This is a genomic window from Desulfovibrio sp. Huiquan2017, assembly GCF_017351175.1.
GTDB lineage: Bacteria > Desulfobacterota > Desulfovibrionia > Desulfovibrionales > Desulfovibrionaceae > Pseudodesulfovibrio.
Genome location: NZ_JAFMPN010000001.1, coordinates 228,011 through 250,200, shown reverse-complemented (window position 1 = coordinate 250,200; position 22,190 = coordinate 228,011). Strand labels below are relative to the sequence as shown.

24 protein-coding genes, 1 tRNA gene, 1 pseudogene and 1 riboswitch are annotated in these 22,190 nt (G+C 61.9%); of the genes and pseudogenes, 20 read left to right on the top strand and 6 right to left on the bottom strand.

From position 1 onward, the window contains the following. Positions 1-61: 61 nt before the first annotated feature. A riboswitch (TPP riboswitch) is annotated at positions 62-165 on the top strand. An 80-nt stretch (positions 166-245) separates the two neighbouring features. From thiS to J0909_RS01270, 8 genes are all read left to right on the top strand, one after another. Next, entirely contained in the window at positions 246-446 is a 201-nt protein-coding gene (gene thiS, locus J0909_RS01305; RefSeq protein ID WP_207259792.1) for a sulfur carrier protein ThiS, read from the top strand. Between the two features lie 8 nt (positions 447-454). After that, positions 455-1,234 carry a thiazole synthase gene (locus tag J0909_RS01300; protein ID WP_207259791.1) on the top strand — a complete coding sequence of 260 codons (780 nt, stop codon included), beginning with the start codon at positions 455-457 and terminating at the stop codon, positions 1,232-1,234. Next, on the top strand, positions 1,231-2,379 hold the full coding sequence (gene thiH / locus J0909_RS01295) for a 2-iminoacetate synthase ThiH (protein WP_207259790.1): 1,149 nt from the start codon (positions 1,231-1,233) through the stop codon (positions 2,377-2,379). The genes J0909_RS01300 and thiH overlap by 4 nt, the downstream gene beginning before the upstream one ends. Then, positions 2,376-3,005: a sulfur carrier protein ThiS adenylyltransferase ThiF gene (gene thiF, locus J0909_RS01290; protein ID WP_207259789.1), complete on the top strand. Its 630-nt coding sequence runs from the start codon at positions 2,376-2,378 to the stop codon at positions 3,003-3,005. The genes thiH and thiF overlap by 4 nt, the downstream gene beginning before the upstream one ends. Next, the gene (thiE, locus tag J0909_RS01285; RefSeq protein WP_207259788.1) at positions 3,005-3,655 is read left to right on the top strand and encodes a thiamine phosphate synthase; all 651 of its coding nucleotides are present in this window, start codon (positions 3,005-3,007) and stop codon (positions 3,653-3,655) included. Before thiF ends, thiE begins: the two co-directional genes overlap by 1 nt. A 4-nt stretch (positions 3,656-3,659) precedes the next feature. Continuing rightward, positions 3,660-4,964: a phosphomethylpyrimidine synthase ThiC gene (gene thiC / locus J0909_RS01280; protein WP_207259787.1), complete on the top strand. Its 1,305-nt coding sequence runs from the start codon at positions 3,660-3,662 to the stop codon at positions 4,962-4,964. 362 nt (positions 4,965-5,326) lie between these two features. Next, a complete protein-coding gene (locus J0909_RS01275; RefSeq protein WP_207259786.1) occupies positions 5,327-6,802 on the top strand; it encodes an aldehyde dehydrogenase family protein in 1,476 nt (491 codons plus the stop codon). A 63-nt stretch (positions 6,803-6,865) separates the two neighbouring features. Beyond that, positions 6,866-7,084, top strand: a complete 219-nt coding sequence (locus J0909_RS01270) for a hypothetical protein (protein ID WP_207259785.1) — start codon at positions 6,866-6,868, stop codon at positions 7,082-7,084. Between the two features lie 70 nt (positions 7,085-7,154). Here J0909_RS01270 and J0909_RS01265 read toward each other — a convergent pair whose 3' ends face one another. Beyond that, on the bottom strand, positions 7,155-8,222 hold the full coding sequence (locus J0909_RS01265) for a class I SAM-dependent methyltransferase (protein ID WP_207259784.1): 1,068 nt from the start codon (positions 8,220-8,222) through the stop codon (positions 7,155-7,157). A gap of 69 nt (positions 8,223-8,291) precedes the next feature. Then, positions 8,292-9,011: a DUF4079 family protein gene (locus tag J0909_RS01260; RefSeq protein WP_207259783.1), complete on the bottom strand. Its 720-nt coding sequence runs from the start codon at positions 9,009-9,011 to the stop codon at positions 8,292-8,294. Between the two features lie 277 nt (positions 9,012-9,288). On the opposite strand from J0909_RS01260, the gene J0909_RS01255 reads away from it, so the two are divergent. After that, complete coding sequence (locus J0909_RS01255; RefSeq protein WP_207259782.1) at positions 9,289-9,948, top strand: hypothetical protein; 660 nt, start codon at positions 9,289-9,291, stop codon at positions 9,946-9,948. A gap of 114 nt (positions 9,949-10,062) precedes the next feature. Here the strand turns inward: J0909_RS01255 and J0909_RS01250 are convergent, their stop codons facing one another. Then, positions 10,063-11,466 (bottom strand): anion permease, encoded by a 1,404-nt coding sequence (locus J0909_RS01250; protein ID WP_207259781.1) that lies wholly within the window; start codon positions 11,464-11,466, stop codon positions 10,063-10,065. A 737-nt stretch (positions 11,467-12,203) separates the two neighbouring features. Next, positions 12,204-12,280, bottom strand: a tRNA-Met gene (locus J0909_RS01245). Between the two features lie 162 nt (positions 12,281-12,442). Here J0909_RS01245 and J0909_RS01240 point away from each other — a divergent pair. The 3 genes from J0909_RS01240 to J0909_RS01230 are packed head-to-tail and all read left to right on the top strand — an operon-like array spanning position 12,443 to position 14,128. Continuing rightward, positions 12,443-13,165 (top strand): glycosyltransferase family 2 protein, encoded by a 723-nt coding sequence (locus tag J0909_RS01240; RefSeq protein WP_207259780.1) that lies wholly within the window; start codon positions 12,443-12,445, stop codon positions 13,163-13,165. Between the two features lie 2 nt (positions 13,166-13,167). Beyond that, positions 13,168-13,428 (top strand): lipid A biosynthesis domain-containing protein, encoded by a 261-nt coding sequence (locus J0909_RS01235; RefSeq protein WP_207259779.1) that lies wholly within the window; start codon positions 13,168-13,170, stop codon positions 13,426-13,428. Between the two features lie 13 nt (positions 13,429-13,441). Then, positions 13,442-14,128, top strand: coding sequence for a TVP38/TMEM64 family protein (locus J0909_RS01230; protein ID WP_286181657.1), 687 nt, complete (start codon positions 13,442-13,444; stop codon positions 14,126-14,128). Between the two features lie 34 nt (positions 14,129-14,162). On the opposite strand, the gene J0909_RS01225 is transcribed toward J0909_RS01230, so the two are convergent. Further along, positions 14,163-14,759, bottom strand: a complete 597-nt coding sequence (locus J0909_RS01225) for a phosphatase PAP2 family protein (RefSeq protein WP_207259777.1) — start codon at positions 14,757-14,759, stop codon at positions 14,163-14,165. A gap of 97 nt (positions 14,760-14,856) precedes the next feature. On the opposite strand from J0909_RS01225, the gene J0909_RS01220 reads away from it, so the two are divergent. Beyond that, a complete protein-coding gene (locus J0909_RS01220; protein ID WP_207259776.1) occupies positions 14,857-15,990 on the top strand; it encodes a glycosyltransferase family 4 protein in 1,134 nt (377 codons plus the stop codon). 70 nt (positions 15,991-16,060) lie between these two features. On the opposite strand, the pseudogene J0909_RS01215 reads toward J0909_RS01220, so the two are convergent. Beyond that, a pseudogene (locus J0909_RS01215) lies at positions 16,061-16,992 on the bottom strand (UDP-glucuronic acid decarboxylase family protein). On the opposite strand from J0909_RS01215, the gene J0909_RS18515 reads away from it, so the two are divergent. From J0909_RS18515 to J0909_RS01185, 7 genes are all read left to right on the top strand, one after another. Continuing rightward, a complete protein-coding gene (locus J0909_RS18515) occupies positions 16,873-17,154 on the top strand; it encodes a hypothetical protein (protein WP_353616722.1) in 282 nt (93 codons plus the stop codon). The pseudogene J0909_RS01215 and the gene J0909_RS18515 sit on opposite strands and share 120 nt — an antisense overlap. A gap of 37 nt (positions 17,155-17,191) precedes the next feature. Continuing rightward, complete coding sequence (locus J0909_RS01210) at positions 17,192-17,896, top strand: 2-phosphosulfolactate phosphatase (protein ID WP_207259775.1); 705 nt, start codon at positions 17,192-17,194, stop codon at positions 17,894-17,896. Between the two features lie 10 nt (positions 17,897-17,906). Next, positions 17,907-19,241 (top strand): GGDEF domain-containing response regulator, encoded by a 1,335-nt coding sequence (locus J0909_RS01205; protein WP_207259774.1) that lies wholly within the window; start codon positions 17,907-17,909, stop codon positions 19,239-19,241. Positions 19,242-19,539: 298 nt separating this feature from the next. Then, a complete protein-coding gene (locus J0909_RS01200) occupies positions 19,540-19,917 on the top strand; it encodes an NADH-quinone oxidoreductase subunit A (protein WP_207259773.1) in 378 nt (125 codons plus the stop codon). Further along, on the top strand, positions 19,896-20,441 hold the full coding sequence (locus J0909_RS01195) for an NADH-quinone oxidoreductase subunit B (RefSeq protein ID WP_014321488.1): 546 nt from the start codon (positions 19,896-19,898) through the stop codon (positions 20,439-20,441). The genes J0909_RS01200 and J0909_RS01195 overlap by 22 nt, the downstream gene beginning before the upstream one ends. Before the next feature lie 2 nt (positions 20,442-20,443). Beyond that, entirely contained in the window at positions 20,444-20,971 is a 528-nt protein-coding gene (locus J0909_RS01190) for an NADH-quinone oxidoreductase subunit C (protein ID WP_207259772.1), read from the top strand. A gap of 42 nt (positions 20,972-21,013) precedes the next feature. After that, positions 21,014-22,186, top strand: coding sequence for an NADH-quinone oxidoreductase subunit D (locus J0909_RS01185; RefSeq protein ID WP_207259771.1), 1,173 nt, complete (start codon positions 21,014-21,016; stop codon positions 22,184-22,186). Positions 22,187-22,190 lie beyond the last annotated feature (4 nt).

Sequence of the window (22,190 nt, the reverse complement as noted above, 5' to 3'; positions counted from 1 at the left end):
ATCGATAGGGTACTTTAGTGTTTATGAATAACTTTACAGAGGTTGTAAAAGAGCATAGTGTTTTGCCAGCTAGGGGGGCCCTTGTGGCTGAGATGGATCAGATCGATCCGACCCTTCGAACCTGATTCGGGCAATACCGACGTAGGGAAGCTGCCACAGGATGGAATATCGTCATCATGTCGCGCTTGTCTCACATCGGGAGACAGGCGCTTTTTTTTTGGCATTGCGCCTGCAAGGAGACCACTATGATCGTCACCATCAACGGCAAGGCGGCGGAGCTGGACGAGCCCCTGACCATACACGCCTTGCTTGAACTCAAGGAGATCGCGCCTCAAGCCGTGGTTGTCGAACGCAATGGGGACATCGTGCCCGGCGAACAGTTCGGCGAAGTGCGTCTGAACGACGGTGATCATCTGGAAGTCCTCCGCTTCGTGGGCGGAGGTTAGGAGTACACATGAGCGAGGACAGCTTCACCATCGGTGGCCGGATTCTGACCAGCCGTCTGTTCACCGGCACCGGAAAATATGGCGACGACGGGGTTATCCCGGCCGTCTGCGAAGCCTCGGGTTCCGAGGTCATCACCGTGGCCCTGCGCCGGGTGGATCTCGAATCCACCACCGGCAACGTTATGGACTGTATCCCGGAACACATGCAACTGCTGCCCAACACCTCGGGCGCGCGCAACGCCGACGAAGCCGTGCGCATTGCCCGGCTGGCTCGGGCCATGGGCTGCGGCGACTGGATCAAGATCGAGGTCATCTCGGACAACCGCTACCTTCTGCCCGACGGCTATGAGACCGTCCGGGCCACGGAGATCCTGGCGAAGGAGGGCTTTACGGTCCTGCCTTACGTCAATGCCGATCTGTACGTGGCCAAGGCGCTGGTGGATGCGGGCGCGGCCGCGGTCATGCCGCTCGGCGCACCCATCGGCACCAACCGTGGGCTCAAGACCCGCGAAATGGTCCGCATCCTCATCGAGGAGATCGACCTGCCCATCGTGGTGGACGCGGGCATCGGCCGTCCGTCCGAAGCCTGTGAGGCCATGGAAATGGGCGCGGACGCGGTCCTGGTCAACACGGCCATCGCCACGGCGGGCGATCCCGTTTCGATGGCCCGCGCCTTCGGGCGCGCGGTCAAGGCCGGGCGCGAGGCCTATCTGGCCGGCCCCGGCGCCAAGCATGTGCTGGCCGACGCCTCCTCGCCCCTGACCGGCTTTTTGGGAGGCGCGGCATGAGTTTTTATCCGCATATCGCAACCTACGCCGAGGCGTTGCCCGACGCGCGTTTCGACGACTTCACCGAACAGGACGTGCTCCGGTCCCTGAACCGGACCACGGCCACGGTGGAGGATTTCATGGCCTTGATGAGCCCGGCCGCCTCCGGGCTGCTGGAAGAGATGGCGCGCAAGGCCAACCGGTTGACCATCCAGCATTTCGGCCGGACCGTCTGCCTGTTCACGCCCCTTTACCTGGCCAACATCTGCACCAACCATTGCGTCTACTGCGGCTTTAACTGCACCAACAAGATCCACCGTTCCATGCTCAGCCTGGAGGAAGTGGACGTGGAGGGGGCAGCCATCGCGGCCACCGGGCTCAAGAATCTGCTTGTCCTCACCGGCGACGCCCCGGCCAAGACCGGAGTGGACTACCTTGAGGCCTGCACCAAGGTCCTGAACAAACACTTTCCGTCCGTGTCCATTGAGGTCTTTGCCCTGACCGAGGAGGAATACGCGCGCCTGGTCAAGGCGGGCGTGGACGGCATGACCATGTTCCAGGAGACCTACGACGAGGAGCTGTACGCCGTGCTGCATCCCAAGGGGCCCAAGCGGGATTACCGCTTCCGTCTGGACGCGCCGGAGCGGGCCTGCATGGCGGGAATGCGCGTGGTCAATATCGGCGCACTCCTGGGGCTCGGCGACTGGCGGCGCGACGCGCTCTTGACCGGTTTGCACGCGGCCTACCTCATGCACAAATATCCGGAGACGGACATTGCCGTGTCCCTGCCGCGCATGCGGCCGCACGTGGGCGATTGGGAACCCCAAACCATCGTCTCGGACAGGGATATGGTCCAATTCCTCATGGCCCTGCGCCTGTTCATGCCCCGGGTGGGCATCACCGTGTCCACGCGCGAGAATGCCGAATTCCGTGAGAACATCCTGCCGTTGGGCGTGACCCGCATGTCGGCGGGCGTGTCCACGGCCGTGGGCGGGCATTCCGACGAGACCTGCGGCGAGGAAAACACCGGTCAGTTCGACATCAGCGACGCGCGCAGCGTGGACGAGGTTTGCGCGGCCCTGCGCGGCAAGGGATACCAGCCGGTCTTCAAGGACTGGGAGTCTATCTTCGAAACCGCGCCGCAGGGCGTGGAGGAGGGCCTGTGAATCGGGTAGAGGAAGGAATCGCCGTCCATATCGGCGAGGAGCGGCTGGCCCGGTTGCAGCGCGCGAGGATCGGCATCGCCGGATGCGGCGGGCTCGGCTCCAACTGCGCGATGCATCTGGTGCGCAGCGGCTTCACCCGTTTTGTCCTGGTGGACTTCGACCGCGTGGAATTCTCGAACCTCAACCGCCAGGCGTTCTTCAGCCTCCAGGTGGGCGAGTTCAAAGCCGAGGCCCTGGCCGCCAACATGCGCGCCGTGAATCCCGAACTCGAACTGGAAATCTACGTCGAGCGGGTCGATGTGGCCCGGGTGAAGCGGCTGTTCGTCGATTGCGACGCCGTGATTGAGGCCTTTGACCGGGCCGAGGCCAAGAAGCGGCTCGTCGAGGCTCTGCTGCCCCTGGGGTGCCTGGTGGTCTCTGCCTCGGGCATCGGCGGTTGCGGCGACGGCGACGCCCTGGTCACCCGCAAGGTGCGGGACAACTTCTATCTCATCGGCGACGGGACCACCGAGTGCAATCTGGACACGCCGCCCTTGTCGCCCCGGGTGGGCATCGCCGCCGCCAAACAGGCGGATGTGGTCCTGGCCCATTTCCTGGGGCCGCTGAACAACAAGGAGGGGATCTGATGGGCATTACCCGGCAGAATATCCTGGACACGGATCTCTATTGCCTGACCGCCGAGAAGTTCTCTCTGGGTCGGTCCAACGTCGAGGTGGTCCGGGCCATGCTCGACGCGGGCGTCAAACTCGTCCAGTATCGCGAAAAGGAAAAGAAGGCGGGCGCGAAGCTTGAGGAATGCCGCGCCATCCGCGAGATGACCCGGGAAGCCGGGGCCGCTTTCGTTGTCAACGACGACATCGACATCGCCATCCTGGTGGGCGCGGACGGCGTGCACGTGGGCCAGGAAGACCTGCCCGTGGAGGAGGTCCGGCGGCTGGTCGGTCCGGACATGGCCATAGGCCTGTCCACGCACAGCCCGGAGCAGGCCCGCGACGCCATCAGGCGCGGCGCGGACTACATCGGCGTGGGCCCGATCTTCCGCACCTACACCAAGGACGACGTGGTCGATCCCGTGGGGTTCGAGTACCTCGACTATGTGGTCGCCCATCACGACATCCCCTTCGTGGCCATAGGTGGCATCAAGGCACACAACCTCGGCGAGGTGGTCCGGCACGGCGCGCGTTGCGCGGCTCTGGTCACCGAGATCGTCGGGGAAACGAATATTTCGGAAAAAATAACCGCGCTGCGCAAAACAATGAAAGCGGCGAAGGAGTGAACCCATGACTTACACAACGCAGATGGACGCGGCCCGCAAGGGCATCGTCACCCCCCAGATGGAGACCGTGGCCCGCAAGGAAAACATTCGCATCGAGGACCTCATGGAGCGGATGGCCCGTGGTGCGGTCATTATCCCCGCCAACAAGAATCATACGAACCTGGACGCCGAGGCCGTTGGCGAGGGCATGCGTATCAAGATCAACGTCAACCTGGGCATTTCCAAGGACTGCTGCGACGTGGAGCCCGAGTTGGACAAGGTCCGAGCCGCCCTGGACATGAAGGCCGAGGCCATCATGGATCTGTCCTGCTATGGCAAGACCCAGGAATTCCGCCAGAAACTGGTCAAAATGTCCCCGGCCATGATCGGCACCGTGCCCATCTACGACGCCGTGGGCTTCTATGACAAGAACCTCCAGGACATCACCGTGGACGAGTTCTTTAAGGTGGTCGAGCGCCATGTCCAGGACGGCGTGGACTTCCTGACCATCCACGCGGGCCTGAACAAGCACACCGCCGAGAAGGTCAAGAGCGCCAAGCGGCTGACCAACATCGTTTCGCGCGGCGGCTCCCTGCTGTTCACCTGGATGGAGATCAATAATGCCGAGAATCCGTTCTACGAGCACTTCGATCGCCTCCTGGACATCTGCGAGGAATATGACGTGACCCTGAGCCTTGGCGACGGCTGCCGTCCCGGTTGCCTGTATGACGCCACCGACGCCTGCCAGGTGGAGGAACTCATTACCTTGGGCGAGCTGACCACGCGGGCCTGGGCGCGTAATGTCCAGGTCATGATCGAAGGGCCCGGCCACATGGCCATGAACGAGATCCCCGGCAACATGATGATGGAAAAGCGTCTGTGCCACAACGCGCCGTTCTACGTTCTCGGCCCGCTGGTCACGGACGTGGCCCCGGGCTACGACCACATCACCGCCGCCATCGGCGGGGCCATCGCGGGCGCGGCCGGTGCGGATTTCCTGTGCTACGTCACCCCGGCCGAGCATCTGCGCCTGCCCAACCTCGAAGATATGAAGGAAGGCATCGTGGCCACCCGTATCGCCGCTCATGCCGCAGATATCGCCAAAGGCTACCCCGGTGCGACCGACTGGGACAACAACATGGCCAAGGCCCGCGCGGCCCTGGACTGGGACGCTCAGTTCGCCCTGGCCATGGATCCGGTCAAGCCCGTGGAATACCGCAAGTCCTCGGAGCCCGAGCACAAGGATTCCTGCACCATGTGCGGCAAGATGTGCGCCGTGCGCAACATGAATCGCGTCCTGGAGGGCAAGGATATCCAGCTGGACGACTAGAATCGCCGTCCGACCGCGTAAACCGGCCCCGGAGGTGTTCGCCTCCGGGGCTTTTTCGTCTCCGCCGCCTGGCCCCGTCCGGGGCCGCATCGTGCATCCGGTGCATAATCTTGAGGATGATTTAGTCTTTTGCCCCTTGTTAATATTATGCTTAAGTTAGCATAATACGGTGTTACGTTCTTGTCTTTCGTAACAGCCGGGGAGGGTCGCCAATGAACGGTCAAGAGTCGGGCCAGGCGTCCCTCCGGGCGAGCCCCTTTTCCCGCCGTGAGGTCACGGCGGCAGCGACGGGGCTGGCTTTTCGTGCTCTCAACCTCGACGTGACACACGATCACGCCTCCAAATCGCAAGGAGAATTCAGCATGAAAGCGCAACTGGACGACCACTACAAACTTTTTATCAATGGGAAATGGGTCGACAGCGCCGGCAGCACCACCTTCACTGCCGTCAACCCCGCCAACGGCGAGGATTTGGCCACCTGCACCAACGCCTCGCCTGAGGACGTCGGCCAGGCTGTTGACGCGGCCTGGGCGGCCTTTGGTTCCTGGAAGCGGACCAGCCCCCAGGAACGGGCGGCCATGCTTTTGCGCATCGCGGATTTGATCGACGAGAACGCCGAACACCTGGCCATGGTGGAGACCCTGGACAACGGCAAGCCCATCCGCGAGACCTCCTCCATCGATGTGCCGTACTCCTCGGACCACTTCCGCTACTTCGCCTCCGCAGTCCGCACCGAGGAAGGGCTGGCCACCATGATCGACGACCAGACCATGAGCATCGTGCTCAAGGAGCCCATCGGCGTGGTCGGCCAGATCATTCCCTGGAACTTCCCGCTGCTCATGGCCGCGTGGAAGATCGCGCCCGCCCTGGCCGCAGGCAACTGCGTGGTCATCAAACCGTCCATCGAGACCTCGCTGAGCGTCCTGGAGCTGGCCAAGCTCATGGCCGATGTGCTGCCCGCGGGCGTGGTCAACGTGATCACCGGCAAAGGCTCCCAGGCGGGCAACGCCATGCTTCAGCATCCGGGCTTCACCAAACTGGCCTTCACGGGTTCGACCGAGGTCGGCTACACCGTGGCCGAGGCCGCCGCCAGGAAGATCGTGCCGAGCACCCTGGAACTCGGTGGCAAATCCGCCAACATCTTCTTCCCCGACGCCCCTTGGGACAAGGCCCTGGAAGGGTTGCAGCTCGGCATCCTGTTTAATCAGGGCCAGGTCTGTTGCGCGGGTTCGCGCGCCTTCATCCACGAGGACATCTACGACGACTTCGTGGGCGCGGCCAGCGAGGCCTTCAACAACGTCCGGGTGGGGCTCCCCTGGGAGGCCGAGACCCAGATGGGCACTCAGATTAACGCCCAGCAGCTGGAGAAGATCCTCGCTTACGTCGAGGTGGGCCGCAACGAAGGGGCCACGGTTGTGACGGGCGGGGAACGGTTGTCCGACGGCGAGCTGGCCAAGGGCTCCTTCATGCGGCCGACGCTCCTTGGCGACGTGAGCAACTCCATGCGCGTCGCGCGTGAGGAGATATTCGGCCCGGTGGTCTGCTGCATCAAGTTCCGCGACGAGGAAGAGGTTATCGCCATGGCCAACGACAACGATTACGGCCTCGGCGGTGCGGTCTGGACCAAGGACATCAACCGGGCCATGCACGTGGCCCGCAGCGTGCAGACGGGACGCATGTGGGTTAACACCTACAACATGCTGCCCGCCCACGCCCCGTTCGGCGGGTACAAGAAGTCCGGCATTGGCCGTGAGAATCACCGCATGATGCTCGACCACTACACCCAAAACAAGAATATCTTCATCAGCCTCTCGGACGAGAAGCTGGGACTGTATTAACCCTAACCGGCCCCGGACGACGGAGATTCCGCCGTCCGGGCGTCCTGGAACAGCGAGGCGCGCATGAGCGAAGCAAAACAGGTCACCGCCGAAACCATGGTCGAGGACATGCTCGGCATTCCGGGCGTCATCACCTACTGCATCCAACGGGGATTCTCTCCCTACCAGTGCTCGGGGAGCTACCCGTGCAGCCTGGGCAAGCTTTTGGATGTCCGCAACATACCCAACCCGGAGGAGTTCATCGCCGGGCTCAACGCGTTCCTCCGGGAGAAGGGAAAGTAGGGACGCGCCCGGTCCAGGCCGGAGAGACGGGGGAGCATGTCCGCGCCGCAGGAAAACTGCGGCGCGTTTTTTATGTCTTGCGCCCGTAGGCGACGAATACGGGATCGCTGACGCCCCGGGTCTCCATGAATCGGGGGTCGTCGCGGTCGCGCCAATCGTTGCGCATGGAAATGGTCCCGAGCCCCTGGGTGAATCCGGCCATGCGCAGGTATTCCAGGGCCAGTCCCATGCGCTCGAAGGGCAGGAGTTCCCGCCAGCCCCGAATGGCCCGGTCCGGGTCGAAGGTCTCGGTGAAGGCCAGGATCACGGGTGCGCCAGGCGGCAGGAAATAGGCGATGTATCGCAGGATGTCCACGGGGCGGTCCATGTATTCCAGGGCGCATAGACAGGTTGCCGCGTCGTATTTGCCCGTTGGGCGCTCGGATTCAGGCGAAAGGTCCAGCACGCGCATGTCGGACCGGATGAAGCGGTCGAGGATGCGTTGGTGATTGCGCAGGGCCGCCGCGTCGGGTTGGGGCGGACGGAAGGACTCGTCGAGGTCCGCGTCGCGGTCGAAGAAGGCGTTGTGGAAAAAGTCCGGCGGCTCGCCTTCGAGCATGGCCTGCATGCCTGGGCCCCAGTCGCAGGTCGCCTCGCGCCAGTGGGTCAGGGAGCCGTAGCTTCCGCTGTCGCGTTCCTCCAGATATTGGATTTTGGCCTCGATGGTCACCGGCACGTCGGCCAGGGGGTGGTTGCGGTCGGCGGTGAAGGTCTCGTCGTCCAGGCCGACCAGCCGGAACGGGGTCAGGGTGTCCGGGTAGACGTCCAGCAGTCCGTCGATGTGTCCCTGAGGGTAGAACCGGCCCAGGCGGGGGAGGATGGGCTCCCCTCTGACGGTCTTGCGCCGCAGCCGGTCGCGGGTCAGCCGCAGGACCATGCTTTCCTTGCGCCGGGGGATGCACAGGCGCGGGGCGTAGGTGAAGGATACCGCCTCCCCGGCCTTTTTGCCCTCCAGGGCTTCGCGCATGCCGCGCGGGAAGATGTCGTTCGCCGGATTGATCTTGCGGCCCAGGAACCATTCCTCGTGGCGTTCGCCGTCCCGTTCCCAGGTCACGGTGAATTCCAGTGCGCCGATGGCGTTGTCGTTGAATACGGTCATGGTGCCGGATAATGGACATAAAAAAGGCGGGGTTGCAAGCCCCGCCGTGGAGATTCTCCGTCGATCGGCCTATGGTGCGAGTATTCGGGCGACAATGGCGGTTCCCGTGATGAGCTGGCCCAGGGCCAGGAGGACGAGGACCATGTTGATCGCGCCGTGCAACAGGGGCAGGGTCGTGCGCGGCGCTTTCCTGCGATCCATGTACAGGCCCGAGGCCGCGCCGAAAAGAATGAGCGGCAGCATGAACAGGGCCACGGACCGGTGGATGCCGTACACGCCGGGCGTCCCGTGGACCAGGATGGTCATGACCGTGCCTGCGGTCATGCCGAGCAGCCACAGGACCATGACGGTGAGCCCTAGACGCGTGTGCCCCTTCCAGTTGAAGGCCACTTTATGCCGGAACAAGGTGAATCGGGCGCGATTCACGCCTTGCCGGGCCACCCACAGGGCCAGGAGCAGGGTCAGGCCCATGAGCAGGGGATGGGCCATGCGTGGGGCGATTGATATAGCGGCCGCCTCGGTTTCGGGATTGTCCGGCGGGCAGCCCAGGGCGGCGGCGCGGTTCGGGCCGGAGAGCAGCCTGACCAGGCCTGGGACCTGGTCAGGGCCCACATGCGCGCCCTTGTCGATCATTCGTCTGACCGTGGAGGTCCAGAATTCGCCACCTTGGTCTATGTTTCGGCAAATGCGTTCCACCGTATGGCAGGATAGGCAGGGCGTGATTTCCTGTGCTGGGTCGGCGGCGACAGCCGGAGCGGACGGCAGGAGGAAATACAGGGCCAGCAGCAAGAGCAGCTGCTGGCGACGAAGACCTTTCGGGAGAGGGGGAATGACCGATGTTTTCATAATTTGTCATATAACCGGTAAACGGGCCCCGGCGTCAACCTGTTCCCGCGTTTCTTCAGCAAATGGGGCTTTTCTTGTCCAAATTTCTGTCAACTTGGATTTATCCACAGCGTAACTGCCGGGATTAAAGTGATTTTGACAGTAACGCCCGGGTGTGGTAAGAATGTTCAAATACGGCGTCCCTTCTCGATGCCGCTTTCTTCATCCCCAGGAGGCTATCGTGGCGGAATCAGCTTCTTCTCATTCGTCCATGCTGGTGGATCTTCCCGAACCCGGCAACGTCGTCGAGTACACGCTCTCTCCCGATGTCCCGGTCAAATTCGGCTTTTACGTTTCCGAGGTGCTTTTTTCCTGCAACGGCCAGGATCTGATCCTGACGGGCGAGTCAGGTGGCGTGGTCATCATCAAAGATTATCTGGCCATGGCCCAGGAGGGAGTCCTGCCCGAGTTCGAATTGCACGGCGGCGAGCAGGTGCCCGGCAACATTTATTTGTTCGCCTTCAGCGACGCTGCCTTGGATGTGGAAACGGCGGCCGGTCCCCTGGCGGACCACTCCACGAGCGAAGAGGTACAGGTCCATATCGACTCCAAAGGGGGCCTGATCCCCGAAGCGGATGAGCATGTTGTCCCGGATCCGGCCCATGTTTCCGGCGGGCACATGAACCACGGGGGCGGTATTCTGACTTATTCCGAATTGTTTTCCGACGGTCCCGCAGGGGTGGTTTTGCACCATGGCGACGAGACCGGATATGCACCCGTCTTGTTCGGCGCGGAACACTGCGTGCCTGCGGCCGACCTATCGGCCTGCTCCTTTGCGGACACTTTCGACCCCCTGGGCGATGTCTTTCAGCGCCTGATCGATTTTCATCACGTCCTCTAGGATCTTTTTCCCGCGAAAAAGGAAGACCCGGCCGAACTGCCGGGTCTTTTTTTTGGGGGGAAACGAAAAAAGGCCGACCGCATTTGTCATGCGGTCGGCCCGGGTTATCGGCGGTTAGACGTAGAAAACGGTGACCGCGATCATGGACAGAAGGTAGAGTAGGCCGAAGATGCCGCCCAGAGCCCACCAGCGTGCCTGGCTGATGAAGCCCGCGCCGTACCAGATGGGCGAAGGGCCGGTGGCGTAGGGGGTGATGATGCCCATGAGGCCAAGGGAACCGGCCAGCATGAGGGCGATCTTGGGCAACATTTCGGGCGGCAGCAACGGGGCGGCCGTGGCCATGAACAAAGGCAGCAGGGCGGTGGTGTGCGCCGTGGTGCTGGCGAAGAAGTAGTGAAGCACGAAGAAGAGGATGACCAGCAAAATGACCACCGCGCTCGGGGACATGCCCGTGAGGTTGCTGGAGATCATGTTGCCCACCCAGTCGAGCACGCCGGTCTTCTTCAGGCCCGCGGCCATGGCCACCAGGGTGGCGAACCAGGTCAGGACGTTCCATGCGCCCTTGTTGGTGATGACGTCCTCCCAGGTGATGATGTCGGTCAGGACCATCAGGGTGAGGACGAAGACGGCGGCCACGGTGGAATTCACGTGCAGTTGCTTGCCGAATATCCAGAAGATCAGGGCCAGGATGGCGTAGCCGAGCATCATCAATTCCTTGATGCTGACCGGGCCCATCTTGCGCAGTTCTTCGGTGGCCCAGGCCGGAGCCTCGGGCGAGTGCTTCAGGGTCGGCGGGTAGATCAGATACCCCAGCCAGGGAGTCAGGATGAACAGGGGCAGCATGGCCGGGATCATGATCTTGGCCCAATCGCCCCAGCCGATGGTTACGCCCACGCTCTTCTGGATCATGTCTACGGCCAGCAGGTTCGGGGCCAGGGCGGTCAGGAACATGGAGCTGGTCACGCAGGTGGCGCTGATGCCCACCCAGGTCAGGTATGCGCCCATCTTGCGCGGCTCGTTGTCCGGTGTGGAGTTGAACATGGGCGGGATGTTGCTGGCGATGGGGTAGATGGTGCCCGCGCTGCGCGCGGTGTTGGACGGCATGAACGGGGCCAGGATGGCGTCCGAAAAGGCAATGGCGTAGCCCAGCCCCAGGGTGGACTTGCCCAGGAATCGGATGAGCAGCAGGCTGATGCGTCTGCCCAACCCCGTCTTTTGATAGCCCAGGGCGAACATGAAGGCCGAGAAGATCAGCCAGATGACGCCGTTGGAGAAGCCGGACAGGGCCCAGTTTCGGTTGACGGTGGGGCTCGGGTCGATGAGCCCGAGCACGGCCACCAGGGCGACGCCCGTCAGGCCCACCAGCGCCGCCGGGACCGGCTCGATGATCAGGCCGACCACGACGCCGACGAAGATGGAAAGAAAATACCACGCGTTGGGAGCCAATCCCTCCGGCGTGGGCAGCAAGGCCATGAGCACGGCCACGATGACTGGGGAGAACTTGAGGAGAGTCTTCATGGTACCAAACCTCGATTGGGTGCACGGTTTGCTGTCAGGTTGCAGAAATGAACGATTGCCATGCCGAAAATATTTGCACCGTCGGATATTTTGTATCCTATTTTCCCAATGCACCAATTAAATTCTACAGTCAATCCATCTACTCATCGCTTTTTAGAAATTAACAATGCGTGCGGATCTCCCCGGGGGACGATTTCTTGCCTCTTCGCAGTATTTATGCGGACTTGTCTCCTATAATGATTATCATGATGTTTTGTTGGTTTTAGTAACTATATACCATTTTAAGGGCTGTACGTTGCGCACTTTCGCGGGGGTATTGCGGGGGCGGGCCCTCTCCGAGGGGCGGCAAAGTCACGGACAAGCCGACCCAAGAACGGTCTGTCCATGGGCTGTCGCGCGGAGGGCCGCGCTGCCGGACAAAAGGTCATTGCCGATGGGCGCGGTCGAGGGAGGCCCGACAATGGGCCAGAATATTTTCCTATACTGCTGGATTGGGTGCTGAAGGTAAGCTTGTTTGTCGCCGCCCTCGGTCGTTATCCGTCCTATTGGGGGAGCAACAGTCCGCTGAAGAAACAAAGGGCGACGGGACCAAGGGGAGGGCGGCCGCGCCTTCGATACCCTTGAGCCCAGGGCGGGAGAACGCATTCACCGTGCGCTTCCCGTGGAAGGCCCGGCCGCGCCGATTGGACAAAAGAAGAAGCGGTTGCATCCATTCAGATGCAACCGCTTGATTTCTTTGGTAGCGGGGGCAGGATTTGAACCTACGACCTTCGGGTTATGAGCCCGACGAGCTACCGTACTGCTCCACCCCGCGACACGTGAGAAAGAGGTTCTAGGTTGATGGCGGATTTTTGTCAACAGCAAATTTAGAGAAATTCCAAAAAAGATTGCCGGAGCCACCAAGACAGCGGCCCGGCGGGGAAACGGCCAGCAAAAAGTTTACAACCGCCCGCGAATTCCGTAGAGAATCACCCCTATGAACAACGCTGAAAAGTTTTCCGTGGTCCTGCCGGTCTACAATGAGCAGGACAACCTGCAGACCCTGTTCGCCGAGATCAGGGCTGCGGCCGACTCCACGGGCCGCCCTTGGGAGGCCGTGTTCGTGGACGACTGCAGCACGGACCGAAGCCTGGACATCATCCGCGACCTGGCCGAGCGGCACTCCGAGGTGCGCTATGTGGCCTTTGCCGAGAACCGTGGGCAGTCGGCCGCGTTCTGCGCCGGTTTTGACGCGGCGGATTCGGACATCGTGGTCACCATGGACGCGGATCTGCAAAACGATCCGGCCGACATCCCGGACATGCTCGCCGCCTTCGGCCGGGACTGCGAGATGGTCATCGGTTGGCGGGCCAAACGCCGGGACACCTTTATCAAGCGCATCTCGTCCAGGATCGCCAACAAGATCCGCGACTCCATCGTGGACGACGGAGTGCACGACACCGGCTGTTCCCTCAAGGTCATGCGAACGGACCTGCTGCGCCGGATTCCCCGATTCAAAAACATGCACCGCTATTTCCCCATACTGATGAAGATGGAGGGCGCGCGCATCCACGAGGTCAAGGTCAATCACCGGGAACGCGGGGCGGGCGTGTCCAAGTATGGCACCCTGGACCGCGCTCTGGCGGGCATCTGGGATCTCATTGGGGTCAAGTGGCTCATCTCCCGGCATATCGGCTACACCGTCAAAGAGAAGAATTAGGCATGAGCCTGCCCGACCACTGGTGGCTGCTGGCCTTCGTCGTGGTCGCGCAGGGGCTTTTTTTCGTGCGCATCGCGGTTTTACGAATGCGCGGGAAAGGAGTACAACCTCTGGCGCGCCCGGCGCTGGCCGTTTTGGCGCTCTCCGGGCTGGCCGGGCTGGGTTACGGTTTCGTGCAGCGCGACCCGCTGTTCGTCATCGGCCAGGCCTGCCTGCTGGCCCTGTACCACTGCATGCAACGTGAGCGAAATGACCTCAGATAAGCAAGACTCCTCTTTGAATTTGAAATCACTGGCCAAGGGGCTGGTCATGCTGGCCGTCCTCGGGGGGGCCGTGTTCCTCTCCCGTTCCCTGGGCCTGGGCGACATGCTTGCGGACACCCAGTGGTTCAACGACCATGTACTCGGGCGCGGTCCGCTTTCCGTGGTCATCTTCCTGGCCGTGGGCGCGGTTTTCACGGCCGTGGGGCTGCCCCGCCAGCTCATCGGGTTCCTGGGCGGTTTCGCCTTCGGGACCTTCAGCGGTACGGTGCTGTCCACCGTGGGCGCGGGGTTGGGATGCGCCATGGCCGCGCTGTATGCGCGCATGGGAGGCCGGGAGCTGGTGGAACGCAGGCTCGGGCCGCGCGTGCACAAGATCAATCATTTCCTCCGTCATGAGCCGTTCAACACGGCCTTGGCCATCCGGCTGTTCCCCCTGGGGTCCAACCTGATCACCAATCTGGCCGCCGGGGTGAGCTCCATTCCGCTCATGTCTTTTGTGATCGGTTCGACCCTGGGCTATATTCCGCAGAATTTCATCTTCGCCCTGTTCGGCGCGGGTATGAATCGCGAGTCCACCACGGGCGTGGTCCTGTCCGTGGGCATGAGCGTCGCGCTTTTCGTGGTCTCGGGTTGGCTGGGAGTCAGAGTCTACCGGCGCTATCGCAAACAGGCCGGAGTCTTGGAGGACACGGACGAATAGTCCGGGGAAGGCTGAGGGAAGGACGGCCCGGGTGTTATTTCCGGCGCAACGCGGGATAGCGGCGCGAAAGCCCTCTCCACAGAAGCCATACCGCTCCGGCCACGATCACGCCCCAGAGCCATCCGGCCAGAACATCCGTGGGGTAGTGCTTGCCCAGATAGACGCGGGAGTAGCCCGTCACAAGCGGCAGCAGAAGCGGCCACGCCTTGAGCTTCGGCCACAGGAGCAGGGCCAGCAGGGCCAGCGTCATGGTGTTGGCCGCGTGGGCCGAGGGGTAGGAGGAGCCGTTTTCCTTGGTGCGGACGAAAGTGTACGGACGGGTGCGCCACTGTCCGTCTTCGACGTAGCGGGTGCCCGCCAGGGCGTTGAGCGGCCGGACCCGGTGAATCTGTTCCTTGGCCAGCTTGGTGGAGAAGTCCGACATCCCCATGCCCGCGAGCAGGACGAGGAAGATGATCAATTGTTTTTTGCCGCCTTTGAGCACGGTCACGGCCATGGCTCCGGCCAGCAGGGTCATGAGCACGGCCATGGACGAAAAGAGCGGCATGATCGTATCCAGCAGGCCGGAGTGCCAATGCTGGTTGATGAGCAGAAAAAGATGCAGGTCAAGGGCGGGCGTGGCGAAAAACATGGCGTTCCTTTCGATTTTTTGGAATGCATAGCCGTCTTTGCTCCGGCGGGCAACTCCACGGTTGCCAAACCATAAAAAAGGTTCGAGAGTCCCCTCCATGGAAAAGGTGTTGAAGAAAAAGCGGCTGGCGGTGACCATGCCCAGGCTGAGCCGGTATGGCGGCGCGGAATCCTTTGCCTGGCGGCTGAGCGAGGCCCTGGCCGCGCGCGGCCACGAGGTGGACTTCATCTGCGCCCGCCGCGAAACCGATCCGCCCGAGGGGGTGAAGCCCGTGATCCTCGGCAGGTTCGGGGCCTTCCGCCTGATAAAGATCCTGCGCTTCGCCTTCGGGGCGGACAGGGCGCGCCGCAAGGGGCATTACGATCTGGTCTTCGGCATGGGCAAGACCCTGAACCAGGACATCCTGCGTATCGGCGGCGGGCCTATTTCCAAGTTTTGGGAATTGTCCAAGCGCGCCTGGCCCCGGGGATTCGCCCGTTCCTTCAAGATGTTCCGTCGCAGGTTGTCCCCCGGTAACTGGGCCATATTTCTCATCGACCGCATCCGCATGCGCCGGACTCCGCATATCGTCTGTGTTTCCCACCTGGTCCGCGACTGGCTGGTGGAGTCGCATCCCTCGCTGAACCGGGATGATATCGCGGTGGTCTACAACCGGCCGGACCTGGAGCGGTTTTCGCCCATCGGCGACCAGGAGCGGCTGCGTCTGCGAGCCGCTTCCCACATTCGCGAGGATCAGGTGGTGGTGGCCACGGCGGCCACCAACTTCGCCCTCAAAGGGGTCCGCCATCTGGTGGGCATGCTCGCTCTGTTGCCGGAGAATTACGTCCTGCGCGTGGCCGGGGGGCGCAATCCCGCCAAGTACGAACGGTTGGCCCGGGAGCTCGGGGTGGCCGACCGCGTCAACTTTTTGGGACGGGTGGACGACATGCCCGCCTTTTACCGGGCGGCCGACGTCTTTGTTCTGGCCTCGTTCTACGATGCCTGCTCCAACGCCGTGCTTGAGGCACTGGCCTGCGGCTGCCGGTCCGTGTCCAGCGCCATGAACGGAAGCGCCTATTTCCTGCCGCAGCGTTGGGTCTTTCCCGACCCGGCCGACGAGGGGGCCATGGCCGCCATGGTCCGGCGCGTGGCCGACGAGCCCCGGCCCGGTCCGTTTCAGTGGCCCGGGGACGTGCCGTCGGGCCTGGAGCCGTATGTGGATATGGTCGAGCGCTTGTTGGACGGGAAATAGTCAGCCGTACAGCACGAAGGGGCCGGGGGATGAATGTCCCCCGGCCCCTTCGCGTTGCGGGCAAGGACGATTAAAGGGACCGGAGTTCGTCCTCGAAATATTTGATGGTCCGGGCCAGGCCTGTGCGCAAATCCATGGTGGGAACCCAGCCCAGGGTTTCGCGGGCCAGGTCGATATCCGGCTTGCGCTGCATGGGATCATCCGAGGGCAGGGGGTTGTAGATGATCTTCGAGGGCGAGCCGGTCAGGTCGATGACCGTTTCGGCCAGTTCGCGGATGGTGAATTCGTCGGGGTTGCCCAGGTTCATGGGGCCGATGAATCCGTCGTCCGTATCCTCCATGAACCGGATCATGCCGTCCACCAGATCCGAAACATAGCAGAAGCTGCGTGTCTGCTCCCCGCTGCCGTGGATCGTAATGTCTTCGCCCCGGAGGGCCTGGACCACGAAGTTGGAGACCACCCGGCCGTCGTCCATGGCCATGCGTGGGCCGTAGGTGTTGAAGATGCGGCAGACCTTGATGCGCAGCTTGTGCTGGCGGTGGTAGTCGAAGAACAGGGTCTCGGCGCAACGCTTGCCCTCGTCGTAGCAGGAGCGCAGGCCGATGGGGTTGACGTTGCCCCAGTAGCTCTCGGGTTGCGGATGGATTTTGGGGTCGCCGTAGACCTCTGAGGTGGAGGCCTGAAATATCTTGGCCCGCAGGCGTTTGGCCAGACCTAGCATGTTGATGGCCCCGTGAACCGAGGTCTTGGTGGTCTGGACCGGATCGTGCTGATAGTGGATGGGCGAGGCGGGACAGGCCAGGTTGTAAATTCCGTCCTCTTCCACGTAGAGGGGAAGGTGATGTCGTTTCGGACCACCTCGAAAAATGGGTTGTCCAGCAAGTGCAGGATGTTGTCCTTGTTTCCGGTGAAGAAATTGTCCACGCAAATGACCTCGCGGCCCATGTCCAGGAGTCGTTCGCACAGGTGCGAACCGAGGAAACCCGAGCCGCCGGTAACCAATACGCGATTTTTCGTCATGTCGCCAAGTTGCAACAAGATGAGCGGGCCATCAACCGGGTGGAAAACCCTTTACTGTTTCCGCGTTGCAGGTTTAAGAGAAATGATAAACCGGCTTCGGGTGGCCATGTTCCGCATGATATTCAAGAGGTTGAGGCGGTTTAGGAACAGGGGCCCGGTGCAGAACCGACAGGATTTCCCGATGATCGTGAATGTGGTTGAGTGTTTGTCCGGCGCACAGCGTGCCAAGGGGTTGGTCGTTATTGTGGATGTGTTCCGGTCCACCACCCTGGGCTGCTTCCTGGCAGCCGGTGGGGCTGCCGAGTACATAGTCACCGACAGCCTGGACCGCGCCCGGGCCATGGCAGCCGAGCGCGGCGGCAAGGTCATCGGTGAACTGGTGGACGTCCCTCCCCGGGAATTCGACTATCTCAACTCCCCGGCGCTCATCGAGCAGGCGGATATCCGGGGCGAAACCCTGATCCATGTGACCAACGCGGGCACGCGCGGGCTGATGGTCTGCACCGAGGCGGACGAGGTTATCATGGGGTCCTTCGTCAACGCGCAGGCTGTGGTGGATTACGTCCGGGCCCGGAATCCCGAGGTGGTCACCCTGGTGGCCATGGGGACCGGCGGGGTCATGCGCGCCCAGGAAGACATGATGTGCGCCATGTACATCAAGAATGAGATCGAGGAGTATCCGAACAGTTTCAAGACGCTGAAGAATTTCCTGCGGGACGTGGATACGGCGGCCAAGTTTTTCGACGAGACCCGGGATGATTGCCCGGAGGCGGACTTCGACCTGTGCATGGACCTGGACCGTTTCGATTTCGTGCTCAAGGGCGAACCGGTGGATGGCGGCGTCCGGCTCAACAGGGTCGCCGTGGCCGGAGGAACGAGCGCCTGAGGGGGGCGACATGATCAATCAGTTGAAGATCCTTATCGTCGATGATTCGCGGACCAATCTGGCCCTGCTCAACCACATGCTCCGCGACGTGGAGTGCGAGGTGATCCAGGCCGACAGCGGCCAGGAGGCCGTGGACCTGGCCCGCAACGACGATTTCGCCCTGATTCTGCTGGACATTCAGATGCCCGGCATGAATGGATATGAGGCCGCGGCCAGGATCAAGGAACACGAACGCAGCCGCCACGTGCCGATTATTTTCATCACCGCCATTTTCCAGGACGAGGAAAACGTCCGCCAAGGCTACGAGACCGGGGCCGTGGACTACCTGTTCCGGCCCGTGGACATGGACATCCTCATCAGCAAGGTTCGGGCGTTTCTCGAAATGCACCGCCAGAAGATTCTGCTGACGCAGGAGGTGGAGCAGCGCCGTCTCACCGAGGCCGCCTTGCGCGTGGCCGAGGGAAAATACCGCTCCATATTCGAGCGGGCCATTGAGGGAATTTTTCAGTGCACTTGGGAAGGAGAGTTGCTGGAGGCCAACCCGGCCATGCTGCGTATTCTCGGTTATGACCGCATGGAGGAGGTGCTCGGCAGGCCCGGGTTTCGCGATCGGGTCATGCCCGAGGAGGCCGAGCGGCGGCTCTATCGGGAGCTGTTGGCGCACAGCGGGGCCGTGACCGGCTTTGAGTTCCGCCTGCAACGGCGCAACGGGGAGGTCGTTTGGTGTTCGGAGTCCTCCCGGGTGATCCGCAACGATTTGGGCGACGAATTCATCGAGGGGGTCCTTGAGGACATCACCGAGCGCAAGAATGTGGAGCTTGAACTCAAGAAGCTTGCCACCCGGGACAGCCTGACCGGCATCGCCAACCGGCATCGCTTCTTCGATCGCCTGGAGCACGCCCTGGCCGTGGCCAAGCGCTATGAGACCAAGGTGGCCGTGCTCTTCGTCGATCTAGACAATTTCAAGCAGGTCAACGACACCTATGGCCATCAGACCGGCGATGACCTGCTTTGCCAGGTGGCCGAGCGGCTGCAACAGCGAACCCGCGAATCCGATACCCTGGCTCGTCTGGGCGGGGACGAATTCGGCATCCTTCTGTCCGGTATTACGGATCAGCAGGGCACTCTGAGCTTTACCCGCAACCTCCTGGACATGGTGCGGCAGCCTTACGAAGTCGGCGGCCGGGCGCTGAACATCGGGGCGACTGTCGGCATCAGCTTCTACCCCGACGATGGCAAGGACACCGTGACCCTGATCAGTCGGGCCGACGCGGCCATGTACGGAGCCAAGAAGAAAGGGCGGGCCGATTACGGCACCTTCGCCGAATACGACACGCCGGAGTAGGTCGGCGACAGGATTGTTTTCCGGTTTTTTCAGGGGCGTTTCGCAGGGCGGAACGCTCCTTTTTCGTGGCCGCAAAAGTGGAATTCAACTCCGTTGGGGAGGGGAAATGGACGGTTGGAAGCCCGTCCGGCGGGTTTCGGAGCAGAGTGAAGAAAATTACATACTTAGGAGGTGGGTTCTTTACGAAAAAAAGCGCAAGGTGCTTGACTTGCCGCTTTTTTCGGGGCATGGAACTCGTTAATTCTTGAAAATTTTTTTGTTTCAAGATTCCCGCAAATTTACTGCCAAAGGATGGGGTATGCTTTTCGACTGGCTGCATTTTGCAATCGTATTGTTTTTGCTTGGCGGCGTGCTCTTCGCCGTCGGGCCGTTGTTGCTTGCTGTGCTGCTTGCCCCCCAAGCACGGGGCGGGGACATCGGCATGCCGTACGAGTGCGGCATGGTTCCCTACGGCAGCTCGTGGTCCAGGTGGGGCGTATCATATTATGTATACGCCCTGATCTTCCTGGCCTTCGACGTTGACGTCCTTTACCTGTTCCCGGTTTCCACGGCGTATGCTGACGCCGAGGGCTGGGTTCCCTTCGTAAAGGTCTTCATTTTCCTGTTCTTTCTTATTTTTTCCGTCATCTATTTTTGGGCGAAAGGGGTGTTCACATGGCCGCGCAGGATTCAGTAGTGCAAAAGGAGTTCCTGACGGCGGGCAATCATCACATGGACCCGCCGCTGGTCAACATGAAGTTGGCCCAGGACATCATGAACGTCTGCCGGGCCATGTCTCTGTGGCCCATGACCTTCGGACTGGCCTGCTGTGCCATCGAAATGATGGCTACCGGCATGGCCCGGTTCGATATGGCTCGGTTCGGGGCGGAGGTCTTCCGGCCCTCCCCGCGCCAGTCCGACGTCATGATCGTGGCAGGCACCGTGAACAAGAAGATGGCCCCGTCGGTGGTCCGGCTTTACGAACAGATGCCCGGACCCAAGTGGGTCATCGCCATGGGCAACTGCGCCATTTCCGGGGGGCCCTTTAAGATCAAGGACAATTACAACGTGATCCAGGGCGTGGACACGCTCATCCCTGTGGATGTCTACGTGCCGGGCTGCCCGCCCAGGCCCGAGGGGCTGCTCGAGGGGTTCTTTGAATTGCAGCGTCTGATCACTGGTAAACGCTGGTGGCCCGTCGCCGCCAAGGTGGAGGGTTAGCCATGTTGCAGGCTTTGGAAGGAGTGGCGACCCAGTGCGTCGCCAAACAGGACCCGGCGGCCACGGGGCAGGCCTGGTCGGTCTTTCTGGCGCCGGGCCAGATAGTCAAGGCCGCCCGGAAACTGTACGAGGCGGAGTATTCTCTCGAAGACATCTTCGCGTTGGACCTGGAAGAGGGGTTCCTGGTGCAGTATCATTTCAATAGATGGACCATCAACGAACGGGTCGTCCTCCGAGTGCTGATCGGCAAGGACAACCCGGTGATTCCGTCCATCACGTCCGTCTTCGACGGCGCCGACTGGCATGAGCGCGAGACTCGCGACTTCCATGGCGTCGTGTTCGAGGGCCATCCCAACCTTGTGCCGTTGCTCTTGGCGGTGGAGGACCGGGATCTTTTTCCGCTGCGCAAGACCGACAAGGTGCGCAAGTCCATCAAGGACCTGCTTTCCCTGGGAGAAATCGAGTCCTGTTCTGCGGAAGTCGAGGAGTTGTTTGCGGAAGCGGAGGCCGGGGAGGCCTCCGACGCGTAGGCCGGGGCGACCGGTCGGTATTAAAAACCGGACTGAGAGTGTATGTCGGCTTACCAGAATTTAGAACAAATGAAGGGTGATTTCTACACCCAGAAGTTCGAGGCCGGGAAGCAGGACGGAACCCTGATCATCAACTTCGGCCCGCAGCATCCGTCAACGCACGGTGTCTTGCGGGTTATGATCGAGGTGGACGGCGAATACATCGTCCGCGCCGAGCCCGTGCTGGGCTACCTGCACCGCATGCATGAAAAAATGGGCGAGACCCAGACCTGGGGAGGATTTATCCCCAATATGGGCCGCGTAGACTACGGACACGCCATGGCCTGGAACTGGGCCTACGTGGGCGCTGTCGAAAAACTGATGGGCATCGAGGTGCCCGAAAGGGCGGAATACCTTCGCGTCATCATGACCGAACTCAACCGCCTGGCCTCCCACCTGCTGTGGTGGGGCGCCTACATCCTCGACCTGGGGGCCTTTACCCCCATTCTGTACGCCTTCGAAGACCGCGAAATGATCTTGGACATCCTGCAAAGGCCGTCGGCCTCCAGGCTGACCTACAGCAACTTCCGCGTCGGTGGTGTGCAGATGGACATGGACGATAAATGTATCGAACTGATCAAGGCGTTCATCCCGCACTTCCGGGAACGGCTGCCCATGTATCACGATCTCGTTACCGGGAATTTCATCCTGCGCCGCCGCATCGAGGGCATCGGGATCATCGATCAGGACATGTGCCGCCGCTACGGCTGCACCGGCCCCGTACTGCGGGGAGCGGGCGTGCCTTTCGACGTGCGCCGGGACGAGCCGTACTCGGTCTACGACCGGTTCGACTTCGAGATCCCGACGCAGGACACCAGCTGCTCGGCCGGACGCTACCATGTCCGCCTGGCGGAGATGGAACAGTCCCTGCGCATCATCGAGCAGGCCCTGGAGCAACTGCCGTCGGCCGAGGGCAAGTACATCATGGACAAGGCGCCCAAGCCGTCCATGAAGCCGCCCGTCGGCGAGGCCTACTTCTGCGTGGAAGGCGGCCGCGGCAAGATCGGCGTCTACGTCGTCTCCGACGGCGGCAAGGTTCCGTATCGCATCAAGCTGCGCGCGCCCGGCCTGTCCAACCTGAACGCCTTTGTCGAGGCCGCCACCGGCACGCTCATTGCGGACGCCGTCGCCATTCTGGGCAGCCTGGACCTGATCATTCCTGAAATCGACAGGTAGGTGT